Here is a 14726-nt window from a genome sequence, read left to right as displayed (position 1 = left end):
TAAGATGATTAAAGTTGCTATTAACGGATATGGCCGTATTGGTCGCAACACTTTGCGTGCACTGTACGAGTCTGGTTTAAATACTGATATTCAAATTGTTGCCATTAATGACTTGGCGCCGGCGAACGTCAATGCACACCTAACACAGTTCGATTCCGTGCACGGCCAATTTTCGCAAAAAGTAACCTTGCAAGATGATGTGATGGTGATTGGCAGTGATGAAATTAAGCTGGTACAAGAGCGTGACCCAGCGAACTTGCCTTGGGCAGAGCTGGGCGTCGATATTGTCCTTGAGTGCACAGGCTTATTCACCAAACGTGAAGGCGCCGCTAAGCACATTGAGGCGGGTGCCAAGAAGGTGATTGTCTCAGCACCAGGTACTGATATGGACGCCACCGTCGTTCATGGTGTTAACGATGATGTTCTCGATGCCAGCAGCACGATTATTTCTAATGCCTCTTGCACCACCAACTGTTTAGCACCCGTGGCCAAAGCACTCAATGACAGCATCGGTATAGAGCAAGGCAGCATGACGACGATTCATGCTTACACCAATGACCAAAATTTATCTGATGTATATCACCCCGACCTTTACCGTGCCCGTAGCGCCACGCAGTCGATGATCCCTACCAGAACTGGCGCTGCTAAGGCCGTTGGTTTGGTACTTCCAGAGCTGGCAGGCAAACTTGATGGCATGGCGGTACGAGTACCGACCATCAACGTGTCTTTGGTCGATTTGACCTTTGTTGCCAAACGCGACACCAGTGCAAGCGAAGTCAATGAAATCGTCAAAGCCGCAGCCCAAGGTGCGATGAGCCAAGTGCTTGATTATAACGAGCTACCGTTGGTTTCTATCGATTTTAATCATAACCCTGCATCATCAGTGTTTGATTCAACGCAAACCAAGGTCGATGGTAAATTGGTTAAAGTAATGGCTTGGTATGACAACGAATGGGGATTCTCAAATCGGATGTTAGATCAAGTGAAAAACTTAGCACAGTTTTTATAGTTCCATTGTTGTTAAGTGAAGCCGCCTTGAGCGGCTTTTTTTATGCTTGGCATTTTGACTTGTAGTTGAAGCCAACTATGCTCTTAACTACGCCCACTCTATAAATCAATACATTGAAATTACAACGTTTTGCAACCTGGCTTTTGGGTTCAGCTGTCCTCATTATTGGCTCCTTAATTGCCGCCACAACTTATGTCTACTTCAGTTTGCACACCTTAACTGACGTGCAGCGTCAGGTGCAGCAATATCAGTATTCTGTAGACCGATTAGTGATATTAAAAAACGAGCTGCTACTGAATCGCGACGAAGCCAGCGTGCAGGCACTACATCGGCAAATAGATAGTCATATTGCCGCGCAATTAAGTAATCCTTTTAATGCCCAAACGCATGCCCAATCTGCACTTATCACTGAAACTCAGCAAGCTCTAGAGGAATACATAACACACCTCAATACCTTGGTGAGTTTGTTAACGCGTATGGGACTCAATGAGGATAAAGGTCTACGCCAGCACTTTCGTGCCCAAGCACATAAACTGCAAGAGTTAGCCGAAGAGCAGAACAACCTCATTCTAAACAACGAAGTATTAGAGCTAAGAAGGCGTGAAAAGGATTACTTAATGCGCTTTGATGACCAGTACCTGGCGCAGCATCGCCAGCATTATGACGCTATACTCACCCTTATAGAGCGTCAGCAACTAGGCAATAGTGCCTCTCGTATACTTAAAAGCTATGGGCAAAACTTTGCAGAAGTGGTGGCGCTGTTTAACCGCATTGGTGTGCATGGTGATGAGGGGGTAAGGCAGACGTTAAGGCAGCAGGAAAGCCGCATCGAGGACTTACTGCAGCGACTCGATATTCAATATACGCAAACGCAAATCGATGATGCGTTGCTTGCGATTACGGCCACCTTGGTGGTTGTGGTTCTTGTTGCCGTGGTGCTGTTAGCGTTCTTGCAGCTTCTGAGTATGCGCGTCAATGATTCACTCACGCGCTTACACCGGCAAATCAGGCAAGTCATGGACGAAGAGGACTTCTCCTCACGCACCGGCCTGGATGGGCGCGATGAAATAGGGCGGTTGGGTCAGGATATCGATCAACTCTTTGCCTTTATTGAAGAACTTCTTGAACGCTTAGCGAACGCACAAAATAAGCTGGTAGAGGAGGCTAAGCTCGCCAGTTTAGGCAGTATGGTCAGTGGCTTTGCCCATGAACTTAATACGCCAATTGGTGTTGCCATTACTAGCCAGTCATTATTGAAAGACCAATTTTCCTTACTGAAAACAGACTTCTCTTCCGGAAAGTTGAAAAAGCATACTCTCAGCGCGCTTATTGATAACGCCGAGCAATCATTAGCGCTGTTGGAAAATAACCTTAATCGCAGCGCCAGTTTGATTGATACATTTAAAATGATGGCGGCACAAAACCAGTATGACAAAGAAGGCCTATTTAATGTGCGCACAACTGTGAGTCATATCATGACTAGTTTGCAGTCTGAGTTTGATTCGGCTGTGGCTATCTACCACATTGATATTGATGAGCAGCTTGAGATAATTTCTTCACCCGCAGCGCTGACCCATATTATAACCTGCTGTGTGCGCAATTGCTTGATGCATGGTAAGACAAGCGGGCGCACGCTGGAAGTCGGTATCAGAGTGAAAGAGCAAAATAGCGCGTTGCACTTGTTTATAGAAGACAATGGGCCCGGCATTGAGGAGCCGTTATTGAACAAAGCATTTGAGCCTTTCATTACCACCAAGCGTCATGAAGGTGGTACAGGGTTGGGTTTGGCGATTGTCTACAACCTAGTCCGTAGTAATTTAGATGGCCAAATCACCTTGCACAACCTACCACAACGAGGTTTAAGTGTGCATGTGACCTTCACGCCAAAGTCTATCCAGCGCGGATAGCTTCTATATATAAATTTTCATATATACGTTATTGCACATATCCAATCTTAAGGGTAAGCTAGGTATATTCGATATTTCGTATATGTAGTTTATGGCTGTACATTTTTTTAAAGCGCTCAGTGATGATACCCGTCTACAGACGTGTTTACTTATTGCCGAGCAAAAAGAGCTGTGTGTGTGTGAGTTGGTTTGCGCCTTGGCGCTGAGCCAACCGAAAATATCTCGCCATTTGGCGCTGCTAAAAGAGGCGGGGGTGTTGGCGACACGTCGAGACCGCCAATGGGTGTATTATCGTATCGACCACACCCAACCCCAGTGGCAGCAGCAGATTATAGCCACCACGTTAAATAACCAAGCAGAATTAATACAAGACGCACTGGCGCGATTACAGGCAATGGATAATCGCCCTTCGTGCTGCGATTGATGGAGAAAACCATGACATTGAAAGTAGGCATTAATGGCTTTGGCCGCATGGGCCGGTTGGTGCTACGCGCGGCGTATGACTGGCCGGAAATAGAATTTGTCCATATCAACGACCCCGCCGGTGATGCCGCCACGCTCGCGCACCTATTGGAGTTTGACTCGGTACACGGGCGTTGGCAATACCCAGTTAGCGCCGACAATGAGGCATTGTGCATTAATGAGCAGCGTATCCAATGCAGCGCCAATAAAGCCATTGCCGATACCGACTGGTCGCAGTGCGATATTGTTATTGAAGCGTCCGGGAAGATGAAAAGTACTGAATTGCTGCGCCAGTATCTCGCACAAGGGGTGCGTAAAGTCGTGGTCACCGCCCCCGTTAAAGAGCAAGGCGTTCTTAATGTGGTGATGGGCGTTAATGATGCGCTTTATTGCCCAGATAGCCATGATATTGTCACTGCGGCTTCATGCACCACTAACTGTCTCGCGCCGGTGGTTAAAGTGTTGCAGGATAAAATTGGTATTAAGCATGGCTCCATGACTACCATCCACGATATCACCAATACGCAAACGATTTTGGATGCCCCTCATAAGGACTTACGCCGAGCGCGTGCCTGCGGTATGAGCCTGATCCCAACCACTACTGGCTCGGCCACGGCCATCACTCATATCTTTCCTGAACTCAAGGGCAAGCTCAACGGTCACGCAGTGCGAGTGCCTTTGGCGAATGCATCGATCACCGACTGTGTGTTTGAGCTTAACCGTGAAACCACAGAGCAAGAGTTAAATGCCTGGTTTAAAGAGGCAGCTCAGGGCGAGCTCAAGGGCATCCTAGGTTATGAAGAAAAGCCTCTGGTATCAATAGACTACCGCACCGATCCGCGTTCAAGCATCGTTGATGCCCTGTCGACTATGGTGGTTAATGGCACCCAGGCGAAGCTGTACCTGTGGTATGACAACGAGTGGGGTTATGCCAATCGTACCGCCGAGCTGATGCGCAAAGTCGCCAATAGCCTGTAGGGACCTGCTATGAATACATCGCCAATTCAGCAGTATGGCGTGATCACCGCAAATTATTGGACCTTTACGCTCAGTGATGGCGCGCTGCGCATGCTGGTGGTTCTGTACTTCTACCAGCTCGGCTATGCGCCCTTGGCCATTGCCATGCTGTTTTTGTTTTACGAGTTTTTTGGCGTGGTAACCAACCTTGTGGGAGGTTGGCTTGGGGCCCGTATCGGTCTTAATCGCACCATGCAAATAGGCATGGCATTGCAACTGATTGCTCTGGCCATGTTGTTAGTGGATAAAAGCTGGCTCACTGTACCCTGGGTAATGGCAGCGCAGGCACTCAGTGGCATAGCCAAAGATCTCAATAAAATGAGCGCGAAAAGTGCCATTAAAACCGTGGTCAGTGACACACAACAAGGGCGTTTATACCGCTGGATAGCGCTACTTACCGGGTCTAAAAATGCTTTAAAAGGGGCGGGCTACTTTGCCGGTGGTGCGCTGCTGTCGTTACTCGGTTTTAGCGGTGCGGTGATTGCGTTAATGGCGGTGGTGGGTGCTGGCTTTATCCTCAGTGCCCTGTTGCTCGGCGAGGATTTAGGCCGTAGTAAGTTTAAACCTAAATTTCGGCAATTATTTTCTAAGAACGCGGCACTGAATCGCCTGGCAGCTGCGCGTATGTTGCTTTTTGCCTCTCGCGATGTCTGGTTTGTGGTGGCCTTACCGGTGTTTTTTATTAGCGAGCTAGGTTGGCAACATACCGAGGTTGGCAGTTTTATGGCGCTGTGGATTATTGGCTATGGCATAGTGCAAAGTATCGCGCCGCGCTTTAGCCGTCATGCCCGTGTATCGGTGTTTCACCAAGCAACCGCATTTAGTGCATTGTTGACGCTAACAACGGCGCTGTTAATAGCAGTGTGGTTGCTGTTTGCCACCACCCAGAGTATGCAAAATATTGTCTTGGTGGTCGGGTTATTGTGTTTTGGTGCGGTGTTTGCGGTTAACTCTTCGCTGCATAGTTACCTAGTCGTCAAACTCGCAGACAGAGATGCGGTGTCTTTGGATGTGGGCTTTTATTACATGGCCAACGCCATGGGAAGGCTTATTGGCACCGTGTTATCGGGTTGGTTATACCAACAAAGCGGCCTACTGGCTTGTTTAGTCAGCGCGTTATTGATGCAAATAGCCACCTGGTGGGTGACCCGAAAGGTAGCTTAAATACGCGGCCAAGCATTCGCTTGTGGCCGCGTTGATATATTTTTTTGCTGTCAGCACGGCCGTTTTGTTTTTCAATCAAGGGCAACCGCACACACTCTTTTACATTTTTCGCCGAACTTTTTGTGCTCGCGCCCACCTAAGGCAAAAAGGAGTGAACAATGTCTCAACCAGCTAAACGCCGCCATTGGGCTGCGCAATTAATTAGAAACAACCGTGGATTTATCTGTTTTATTATCGGCATGTCGGTATTTCGCAGCGCTTTTGCTGATTGGTATACTGTGCCGACGGGCTCTATGCTGCCAACAATAGAAGTGGGTGACCGTATTACCGTAAATAAGATGGCCTATGATTTGCGCGTCCCTTTTAGTGATGTTTCGCTGTTACGAATGGGCGAGCCAGAGCGTGGCGATATTGTGGTGTTTGATTCCAAGGCAGCTGATAACCGACTCATTAAGCGTGTTGTGGGAGTGCCAGGCGATACCATCGCAATGCACGATGAGGTGTTAATTATCAATGGCCAGGCGCAGCGTTATAAGGTGACAAAGGAGAACGCTAAGGCGTTATTTGCCACCGAGTTGCTCGGTGAACTCGCCCATGCCATTCGTATAGATAAAACCCGTGCCATGCATGCAGGTAACTTTGCGCCGATACTCATCCCTAACGATCACTATTTAATGATGGGCGATAACCGCCGTAACAGTGCCGACTCTCGCTACTATGGCTTAGTGCCACGGGGAGAGTTAAAAGGGAAAGCTCATCACGTGGCCTTTTCTTTGGACTATGACCATTATTACCTGCCTAAGCGAGAGCGCTTTGGTGAATCCTTATACAGCTATAGTGAGTAAGCGATGAACACCCTAGGCATAATCGGCGGCATGAGCTGGCAAAGTACGCAAAGCTACTATCAACTTATAAATCAGGGCGTGGCGCAGCGATTAGGGGGGCTGCACAGTGCTCAAATAATTCTCAATAGTGTCGACTTTGCCACTATTGCGCAGCTACAGCACGACAATCAGTGGTCGCAACTGGCGGATCGCCTCGGCTATGCTGCAACACAGTTACAGCGAGCAGGTGCTGACTGTGTGCTTATCGCCACCAATACCATGCATAAAGTCGCCGATGAGGTAAGCGCCCATATTGATATACCACTTTTGCATATCGTTGATGCGGTCGGTGAAGCGCTGCAACAACAGGGAATTACCACCGTAGGTCTATTGGGCACGGCGTTTACCATGGAGCAGCCTTTTTACCGCCAGCGCTTGTATGAGCAGTTCAATATCAGTGTCCTAGTGCCGAATGCTCAGCAGCGCCAGCGCGTTCACGAGGTGATTTACCAGCAATTGTGTAAAGGGCATATATGTCAGCAGGCTAAGTCTGATTACCTAAACATTGTCACTGAGCTCGGCCACCAAGGAGCTCAAGGCGTCATCTTAGGGTGTACAGAAATCGGGTTGTTGCTAAAGCAACAAGACACCGCCATGGCATTATTTGACACCACGGCACTGCATGCGCAAGCGGCGGTCAATTTTGCCTTGCGCTAAATGACATAGCGGTGTGTCTAGTCAGTTATATAAAATGAGAACGCCACCAACCATAAGATTTGCCAGCCGTAACTCAAACGTTGATATAGGCCTGGGTAAGTGCGGGCTTTAAAAGCTAGATGAAGCCGATAGCAAAAATATAAGCAGGCGCAGACACACAGTAGCGAGAATCCCCGCATAAGCGATGTGAACTCCGATGATAACGCGACTATGCTCGGGGCAATGAGCAAGGAAAGCAACATCAGCGCCCCACAATAGGAGTGAATGGTGCAGCTCAGGGTAGGGTGCTCAGTATAGGGGTCGCTATCCATCGCAAACAGCCCGCATCCCCAGGTTGATACCCCATGCACAATGACTAAGATGCCGATACTCAGATAGGCCAGTGAACCGTCGCTGACGCTGATGACATAAGCGCCAAACAGAGTAAAGAGCAGCCCTAATGGATAATTATTTATCAGCGGTGAGAGGGTATGTGTCGGGCTGCCTGTGGCGCCAAGCTCGCTACAAAACTGGCGAGTATGGCTGTATTGAGGGTAGAACAGTGACGCAACATAGACCCCAGTGATGAGCCAGATAGAGGCTGCGATCCCCGAATATTGCACTATGCTTTGCATCGTTTTCTTCCCTGATTTATTGCCATTAACGTGTAGCTATGAAAGTACCACTTTTTACTTAATCACACATGATAAACGCTTTTTGAGTCAGATCACTGCGAGCACCAGCTAGTTGAGCAACTTGGAGTAGCTCAGGGGTTATTGCAAATTCGGCCCCCGTGCCTGGCCAATAAAAGTCACTCGGGATGGCAGCGTCCTCATTTAAGCACAGTGTCAGTACCACCGGCGCTGCCGGGAGTACCGCATCTTCGCCTTTTTCCACCAACATCGCGTAGCTAATATCACCACTTTGTTGTCCTCGTATCGGGGTGATAATTTCGCCACGGTAGATATGCCACACCAAAGCCTTATCATCGGTAATACTGCTGACGCTGTGCACGCGCACCACTGCGCTAAAGGGGGTTTGTTGTATACTTATTTGCAAAAAACCTTGCTGGGCGTCAAGCACACTCGGGCTTGGGGCTTGCCCAGCATAACTGCAAGTAAGCGGCAAAAACGCCGCGACTAACAAAGACAACAATCCTTTTCTCACTCTGTGCTCCTAGCGTGGTAGCTAATTTAAAGGCGACAGAAATAAGCGCCTTCCATCGCAGTCAGTTTTTAGCTAGCTTGGTCTTGCTCTACTTTAATCCAGTCACGCTCGTCAACCCAGTTCTGTTTACCATCACCTAGGGTGCGAATCGGGACGATATAGTCGCAGCTTATTTGCGGCTTCACCGAAGCAAAAATAGGCACAAAGCCAAAGCTCAGTGCGGTTTCAATGATCGCCTGTTGGTTTTGTGGGTCAATATCAGCCGCTTCATCAATATATAGAGGCACGCGATACAGGCTTTTTTCTTTGTCGGATAGCAAATGGCGTATAAATAGCATGCCACACAGCAGTTTAATGGTGATACGAGTGCCATTGGAGCCAGCGGAGTCTATTTTATCGAAGTACTCGGTTTCGCCAGCGCGATTAATCACCTGAAAGCGAATATCGAATAAATCACTCAATGTCAGCCCAGCCTTTTCCGAGGCGAGCTTAATTAACTGATCTTTCGCCTCATTCACCTGCGACTCGTTGATATGCTGCTCTGAGAGCAAATCAAGGCTGTCACCTTGTTCATACAGATCAGAGGTCGCCAAAATGGTATCAATGCTTTGCACTAGCATCTGCCTAGGCAGTACATCAATTTTAAAGCCTTGCAGGTTAGAGATTTGCTGCTCACTGATGCCATCGTTAAACAACCGCATCTCTGCCGTTAACCTATCCAGGTCTTGGCGTAACCCTTTGATCGTTGCCGCTACCTCGGTGAGGGCCACACGGGCTTGGCGGTTGACGGCTTCGCGTTCGTTATCAATGTTGTGATAGGCACTGATGAGCTTTTGGTATTTACTCAGCTCATCGCTTTCGTTGTCGAACTTGGTAATCCCGGCATTGTAGATGTGCAAGTAGGTGTTGCGAATATTAATATCGAAGTTGCGCAGCTCCTGACAATCTTTGTTAAAGGTATGAATGGTGTCAGCCAGTGAATCAAAATCAAAGTTAATGTCGATTAAGTACGGCGTCACCTTACCGCCTACAACATCCAGCGTGTGGTCGATACGCTCGCTTTTAACCTGCTCTAAGCGTGCCTTTTGTCGTGCCAGGGCTTCAATCTTGGAGTTCACAATCGCTCGGCTATCGGCAATCCCCGCTGCACTTTGCTGTACCTCGCTGAGATAACCATCCACCTCTTCTTGTTCACCGTTCAGGGTCTCCATCAGTGCCTGCTGCGCTTGCTGCGAGCGCTGCATCACTTGGTATTGCTCATAGCGTTTTAATGCTGCCTCTTGGGCCATCAACTGTTCATAAAGGGCGTCACGCTCAGCTTGTTTGCCGGCGACATCGGCGGCTACGTCACGCTGCGCTTTTAAATCGGTTAATGAATGCTCCAATGACTGCAATTGCTCGGTGAGCTGTGCTTTATCGGCGCCACTTTGCATTTGCACCACAGGCAGTTTTTTAAGCTTGATGGTGGCCCCGGGCAGCACTAACTCACCGCCGCGTATCGCCTCGCTCAACAGGCTTAAGAAGTCGCCAAAGGCGTGCTCATCGTCTATGCTAATTTCGCCGCCGCTGGTGGTGGCAAAAGAGAGCAAGTCTGGGTTTAAAATGCGCGAAATTTCTTCAACCTCTTTAAGCGATAAATCTTCGCGCATACGAGTAAACAGGTTGTACTCAAGGTTTTTGAGTTGCAATTTCAGGCTTTTGATTTGCTTTTGCGTTTCCTTAATACGGAAATCTAAGGTGTGTAAGCTTTGTCCTTCGGCGCTTTTCAGCGAGTGACTAAGGGTTTCATATTCACCTTTCAGTGCTTTGAGCTCGCTGTGTAAGGTATCACTGTTGGCGAGTTCAAACTCATGATGCAGGGCATCGAAATCACTAAACCAGGCGTTGAGTTCGGTCATTTTGCGCTCAATATCCCGAGATTGTTGCACATATAAACGCTGTTTTTGCTCAAACTCGTGCTTTTGCGATTCAATGGCCGAGAGTTGCTCATTGAGCTCGTCATTTTGCGCCTCGAAGTACTCAGCATACTCGCCCAAGGCAACATCTATTTTCGGCCCATAGGCGCCCAGCTTCCCCTTGAGCGCGCTTTGATGTTCCAGCATATTTTCCAAGGCGGCAATGGGCTCTTGCATGGTCTCTAAGGCATTGAGCTCGCGGCGGGCTCGGTTAACCTTATCAAAGGCGCGTTGCCACACTTCGTAGAAGTCTACATGGGCGTTGGACATATGGCGTTCAAACACACGCAGCATAAAGCGTTTAACATCGCCGGCCCCGAGCTTATGAAGATTAAGCATACGGCGAAAAATTTCTTTGTAAGTAGGTGCGTCGCTAACATTATTAAGCGGGATCATGCGTAAATTGATATCGCCGTCAAAGGGTGTAGCACCGCCAATCAGCAAGGCATTGAGCTCTTGCGCCTTAAGCTCGAGCGGCTGGTAGCCTTTGTCTTGTAAATGCTTAAATAACCGGGTGTACTTAACGATGCGTTTATTGTCGGTAAAATCCTCTAAATTTAAAGCGCCGTTATAGCAAAAGTACTGATGAGCGAAACCGGCTATTTTACCTAACCCAGCGACGCCGATAACCACTTTGCCATGAGGAAGATCAGCCTCCAATAAAATGTAGGATTGGTCGGAGGCAAAATAAAACTTACGAGTTTCCTCTAAGTCATGGCCGTCCCACTCGGTGAGCCGCAAATCGTTAATCAAAGGAAACTGTAGGGCATTAATGACCGAGCTTTTTCCGGTGTTATTAGGGGCACATATAGAGCTACTTTTATGCAAGGGGATAACGCACTTGGCATAGCCGGCGGTATTTAACAACGCGAGTTTGCTTAATCCGTGTAACTGCTGCATTTATAGCTCCTCGGCGCTTTCTAGCGCATCACTGTTTACTTCTAATAGGGCATCTAAATAGCGGTGGATGGGCGCGAGCAGGCGAAAGGCATGGTCTTTTTCTTTGCATAGCCCCAAGCGCACCATGCGCATTAACACGTCTTTGCGCAGGTCGGTGCCGGAGAAAATCTCCAGTTGGTCGAACAGCACCTTGTTGTGTAATACCAACTCTTGGCATAGCTCTAAATCCACCTCACTGTCGAAGAGTGCACGCATTGGATCTTTACCGGCATTGGCGTAGTGTTCGATTAAGGTGTAGATAAAAAGCGCAATGGCCCGCGATATTTTGCCCATATTGGCGGTGCCTTCATCCATAGCGAAGTAATAAAAGCCTCGCGCATCATGCACAAGGGTGTGGCCTAAAGCCGTAAATAATAGCTCGTATTGGTCTCGCTGTTGGTCTAGCTCTTGCCAGGCTAAGTTGTCTTGCTCGCTGATGTGGTAGCCACTGACTAGTTTTTTGTTAATGTAATGCAGTTGCGTTAGCTGCGATAAATCAATCTGACTCATACCGGGTCATTACTCTCATTAGTGGGCTCGCTGGCGGCAACGAAGGGATACAAGGTAAAGCGCTTGCCAGCGAAGGTCTTTTGTTCGGGGTGGGTATCTTGCTCGAGTGCTAAGCTCGCGTCGTTAATAAGCTTTTGATACAGGTAAAGTAGCTCGTCGGCTTCTAGTTCTGGGTAGGAGCCACTGAGTACATCGATAACTTGCTGTTTGCCTGCGCGCTTTTTATTGTTGCCTTTAAACAGAGCGCGCACATCGCCATAAGCGGGGATCGCTGGTGGCGTATAGGGCGCAGCTTGGTCGCCATCGGGCAGCTCAAAGTCGTGCTCTTCAAATTCAGCCAACCCAGCCATATAGGCTGTTAGCTGAGCATTACTGCCGAGCTGGTGGCGCATCGGATCGGAGGCGAAAAATGGCTGATGGGCACTCATAACCGTGTCTAACCCGCGCTTTCTTATGTGTGCCAGCACTTTTGCTGCTTGACGGGTGATCAATGTGTTTTGTCGTAACTCCTCACGCAGTGGCATAAGAATATCGGCGCTGTGGCGCAAGCTTTGCTGACCCACTTGATGCATATCGAGGATGCGGGTGCGCAGCTGCTCAAGCATGCGAATACTGGCGCTGTCACGACCACTTTGCTTTAGCGTATACAAGTGCGCGCTGAGGCCTTGCTCAATGGCATCAAAGCACAGCTGAAATGGGCCGTTGATATCGAGCATGGCTAACATCGGCTCTATGTACTCATCGAACGCTTCAATAACGGCTTTGTAGCGCTTTGCCAGCGACAAGTGCGAGGCGTCAGACTTGGCTTGCTCAACCAAGTTGTAAATGGCATTTTCGTTATGTCGATAGAGCTTAACGATTTTGCGAACCCGTTCATCCATAATCCGGCTGTAACGACTAATATCCATGTAATCAGTATCATCTACCGCTTGTGCCAATTTAGTGCTCAAGCGTTGCAGGTCTTCCACCAAAACGTGAATCTCTGCGGCCACACCGAGACTTTCATCTTGCAGCAAGTAAGCGGCAAAATCACTAATGGCGCGGTTAATCTCCAACTGCGAAGACTTGGCCAAGGGCACCAAGATATCTTGATTGAGTAGGCGGTTGGTTTCTTTGTATATTTGCGCGCCGGAATAATGGGGAAAGTGCTGCTTCACTATACTCTGCACTTCTTTAATACTGAAATCGCCCATCTTGTAGCGTTTAATCAGAGTTTCCAGCACCGGCCATAGCTCTGTCAGCGTATTGAGAACGCGCTTGGCTAGTATCATGTTATGTATTCTTTGTGCTTGGCAATGGGGAGCGATTATAACGAAAGCGAACTAAGGGTAAAACAGCTTTTGCGCCGTTGCGCAAGCTTTACACGAGGGGAGTAAAAAAATTGTCATATTAGCGTATTTGGTAATAGCCCCGGGACATAAGCGGTGTTAGAATTCGCGCCGCTTGCAGACCAAAAACCTGTTATTGGTCTGACAATTAACCCAGGGTACTCCTAAGTTTGTTTTTTGTAGCGCGGGTGTGTGCATACGGGCAGTAAACTTAGCAGTATTGTTCTATTCGCCTATAGCAAGGAAAAATACCAAAAATGGTCAGTGCGCTCATCTTGACGCTCATTGCCGTGGCCTTTGTGCTTATTGTCGTGGAAGATGTCATCCACGTGAATAAGGCCAAAACCACGCTGTTTTTCGGCACCCTGTGCTGGATCATCCTCTTTATCTCCCCACTAAACGGTCACTCCCTCGACCACATTAAGCATGAACTCAATGAGAATATTTTAGAAATTGCCACCCTTTGGCTATTTTTAATGGCGGCAATGACCTTTGTTGCCTATCTCAATTCCAAAGGGTTCATTCAAAACTTAGTGCAACGCGTATTGCCCAGCGAAATAAGTGAGCGTAAATTAATGTTCCTGATTGCTGGTTTTGCCTTTTTGTTTTCGTCGATTTCCGACAATATCACCGCAACCTTAGTGTCGTTGGCGGTGGTGATGTCGTTGAAGTTAGACGGACGCAAACTGGTCAAGTACGCTACGTTAATCATCTTCGCGGTTAACTCAGGGGGGGTGTCGCTTATTACCGGTGATGTCACCACGCTAATGATCTTCCTTGCTGATAAAGTCACCATAGCTAATCTTCTGCTGCTAGTGGCCCCAGCAGCACTGAGCGTTATTGTGCTCGCTGCTTTGTTATCGATGAAAATGAATGGTCGAGTGAGCTTCGCCTTGGGCGAGCCTAAAGCGATAGAAAAGACCGATATCACCATTGCGGCTATTTTTATCTCGACCATTGTCGGTACTCTAACCATGAGTGTGCTGTATTCCATTCCGCCTTTGCTGACCTTTTTGTTCGGGCTTTCGGTGATGTTCCTAAGCGCCCAGTTCTTGATGCGTAAAAAAGACGTGAATAAAAAAATCATCGACTATATTCGTGAAATTGAATACGACACCTTACTGTTCTTTGTTGGTGTGTTGCTGTTGGTCGGCGCGCTAAAAGAGGTTGGGGTGCTGGCGCAATTTACCCACTTGTATGAAGTATTGGCACCGAATCAAGCCAACTACTTGATGGGCATACTCTCAGCAGCGGTGGATAATGTGCCACTGACCGCAGCGTTATTAAAAGCAGATATTCACATGCAAACCCGCGACTGGCTCGCGTTTACCTATGCCACCGGCGTGGGTGGGTCGATGCTAGTTATCGGCTCGGCCGCAGGGATCATTGCCATGAGTAAGGTGCGTGACCTTACCTTTATGAGCTATCTGCGCAATACGGTGTACTTATTAATTGCTTATTCAGTGGGCTACAGCGGAGCCTACATGATGGGTGCGTTTGTTTAAGTACTGCAAAGTGGTATATCATTGACAGCATGAGGGCCATTATTTTGGCCCTCATAATGCACACATATAGGCATGGATTGCGATTACACGGTAAAAAGGATTGGCGCCAATTTTTTAGTTATTAGCAGTGATTTGCACCTTGGTTCTTAGAACTGGTCGTTGATCGCTGCAAAACATTTCCTTTCTCTGTAAGCTTCGCTTTTTATATCGGTGTTTAATTAGCTGCATCTATGTATTAAGAGG

Annotated in this window: 13 protein-coding genes; 8 read left to right on the top strand and 5 right to left on the bottom strand. The window is 48.2% G+C overall.

What is annotated here, in order from left to right; genetic code table 11:
- Nucleotides 1–4 precede the first annotated feature (4 nt).
- The 7 genes from gap to MHM94_RS05635 all read left to right on the top strand — a co-directional run bounded on the left by gap (nt 5) and on the right by MHM94_RS05635 (nt 7100).
- Nucleotides 5–1009 (top strand): type I glyceraldehyde-3-phosphate dehydrogenase, encoded by a 1005-nt coding sequence (gene gap / locus MHM94_RS05665; RefSeq protein WP_235418917.1) that lies wholly within the window; start codon nt 5–7, stop codon nt 1007–1009.
- 143 nt (nt 1010–1152) lie between these two features.
- The gene (locus MHM94_RS05660; RefSeq protein WP_235418918.1) at nt 1153–2916 is read left to right on the top strand and encodes a HAMP domain-containing sensor histidine kinase; all 1764 of its coding nucleotides are present in this window, start codon (nt 1153–1155) and stop codon (nt 2914–2916) included.
- 91 nt (nt 2917–3007) lie between these two features.
- Nucleotides 3008–3340, top strand: a complete 333-nt coding sequence (locus tag MHM94_RS05655; RefSeq protein ID WP_235418919.1) for a metalloregulator ArsR/SmtB family transcription factor — start codon at nt 3008–3010, stop codon at nt 3338–3340.
- 11 nt (nt 3341–3351) lie between these two features.
- Entirely contained in the window at nt 3352–4356 is a 1005-nt protein-coding gene (locus MHM94_RS05650) for an ArsJ-associated glyceraldehyde-3-phosphate dehydrogenase (RefSeq protein ID WP_235418920.1), read from the top strand.
- A gap of 9 nt (nt 4357–4365) precedes the next feature.
- On the top strand, nt 4366–5559 hold the full coding sequence (arsJ, locus tag MHM94_RS05645) for an organoarsenical effux MFS transporter ArsJ (RefSeq protein ID WP_235418921.1): 1194 nt from the start codon (nt 4366–4368) through the stop codon (nt 5557–5559).
- Nucleotides 5560–5717: 158 nt separating this feature from the next.
- On the top strand, nt 5718–6404 hold the full coding sequence (gene lepB / locus MHM94_RS05640) for a signal peptidase I (protein WP_235418922.1): 687 nt from the start codon (nt 5718–5720) through the stop codon (nt 6402–6404).
- 3 nt (nt 6405–6407) lie between these two features.
- Nucleotides 6408–7100, top strand: a complete 693-nt coding sequence (locus MHM94_RS05635; protein WP_235418923.1) for an aspartate/glutamate racemase family protein — start codon at nt 6408–6410, stop codon at nt 7098–7100.
- Nucleotides 7101–7117: 17 nt separating this feature from the next.
- On the opposite strand, the gene MHM94_RS05630 is transcribed toward MHM94_RS05635, so the two are convergent.
- The 5 genes from MHM94_RS05630 to MHM94_RS05610 form a co-directional block, all read right to left on the bottom strand.
- Entirely contained in the window at nt 7118–7714 is a 597-nt protein-coding gene (locus MHM94_RS05630) for a DUF998 domain-containing protein (RefSeq protein ID WP_235418924.1), read from the bottom strand.
- Nucleotides 7715–7772: 58 nt separating this feature from the next.
- Nucleotides 7773–8246 (bottom strand): hypothetical protein, encoded by a 474-nt coding sequence (locus tag MHM94_RS05625; RefSeq protein WP_235418925.1) that lies wholly within the window; start codon nt 8244–8246, stop codon nt 7773–7775.
- Nucleotides 8247–8314: 68 nt separating this feature from the next.
- Nucleotides 8315–11101, bottom strand: coding sequence for an ATPase (locus MHM94_RS05620; protein ID WP_235418926.1), 2787 nt, complete (start codon nt 11099–11101; stop codon nt 8315–8317).
- Nucleotides 11102–11650 (bottom strand): hypothetical protein, encoded by a 549-nt coding sequence (locus tag MHM94_RS05615; RefSeq protein WP_022945119.1) that lies wholly within the window; start codon nt 11648–11650, stop codon nt 11102–11104.
- Complete coding sequence (locus MHM94_RS05610; protein WP_235418927.1) at nt 11647–12921, bottom strand: hypothetical protein; 1275 nt, start codon at nt 12919–12921, stop codon at nt 11647–11649. Before MHM94_RS05610 ends, MHM94_RS05615 begins: the two co-directional genes overlap by 4 nt.
- 314 nt (nt 12922–13235) lie before the next feature.
- Between MHM94_RS05610 and nhaD the strand changes: the two genes are divergently transcribed.
- Nucleotides 13236–14483: a sodium:proton antiporter NhaD gene (gene nhaD, locus MHM94_RS05605; protein ID WP_045978368.1), complete on the top strand. Its 1248-nt coding sequence runs from the start codon at nt 13236–13238 to the stop codon at nt 14481–14483.
- Nucleotides 14484–14726 lie beyond the last annotated feature (243 nt).

The organism is Pseudoalteromonas sp. CNAT2-18.1 (assembly GCF_022347865.1).
Classification (GTDB): Bacteria; Pseudomonadota; Gammaproteobacteria; order Enterobacterales; family Alteromonadaceae; genus Pseudoalteromonas; species Pseudoalteromonas ruthenica.
The sequence above is the reverse complement of the archived record's forward strand: the minus strand, read 5'-3'. Positions and strand labels throughout refer to the sequence as shown.

Bases quoted from the DNA above. Each gene is read 5' to 3' on its own strand.
- gap (WP_235418917.1), top strand. From the start codon at position 5: ATGATTAAAGTTGCTATTAACGGATATGGCCGTATTGGTCGCAACACT.
- MHM94_RS05655 (WP_235418919.1), top strand. From the start codon at position 3,008: ATGGCTGTACATTTTTTTAAAGCGCTCAGTGATGATACCCGTCTACAG.
- MHM94_RS05650 (WP_235418920.1), top strand. From the start codon at position 3,352: ATGACATTGAAAGTAGGCATTAATGGCTTTGGCCGCATGGGCCGGTTG.
- arsJ (WP_235418921.1), top strand. From the start codon at position 4,366: ATGAATACATCGCCAATTCAGCAGTATGGCGTGATCACCGCAAATTAT.
- lepB (WP_235418922.1), top strand. From the start codon at position 5,718: ATGTCTCAACCAGCTAAACGCCGCCATTGGGCTGCGCAATTAATTAGA.
- MHM94_RS05635 (WP_235418923.1), top strand. From the start codon at position 6,408: ATGAACACCCTAGGCATAATCGGCGGCATGAGCTGGCAAAGTACGCAA.
- MHM94_RS05630 (WP_235418924.1), bottom strand. From the start codon at position 7,714: ATGCAAAGCATAGTGCAATATTCGGGGATCGCAGCCTCTATCTGGCTC.
- MHM94_RS05620 (WP_235418926.1), bottom strand. From the start codon at position 11,101: ATGCAGCAGTTACACGGATTAAGCAAACTCGCGTTGTTAAATACCGCC.
- MHM94_RS05615 (WP_022945119.1), bottom strand. From the start codon at position 11,650: ATGAGTCAGATTGATTTATCGCAGCTAACGCAACTGCATTACATTAAC.
- MHM94_RS05610 (WP_235418927.1), bottom strand. From the start codon at position 12,921: ATGATACTAGCCAAGCGCGTTCTCAATACGCTGACAGAGCTATGGCCG.
- nhaD (WP_045978368.1), top strand. From the start codon at position 13,236: ATGGTCAGTGCGCTCATCTTGACGCTCATTGCCGTGGCCTTTGTGCTT.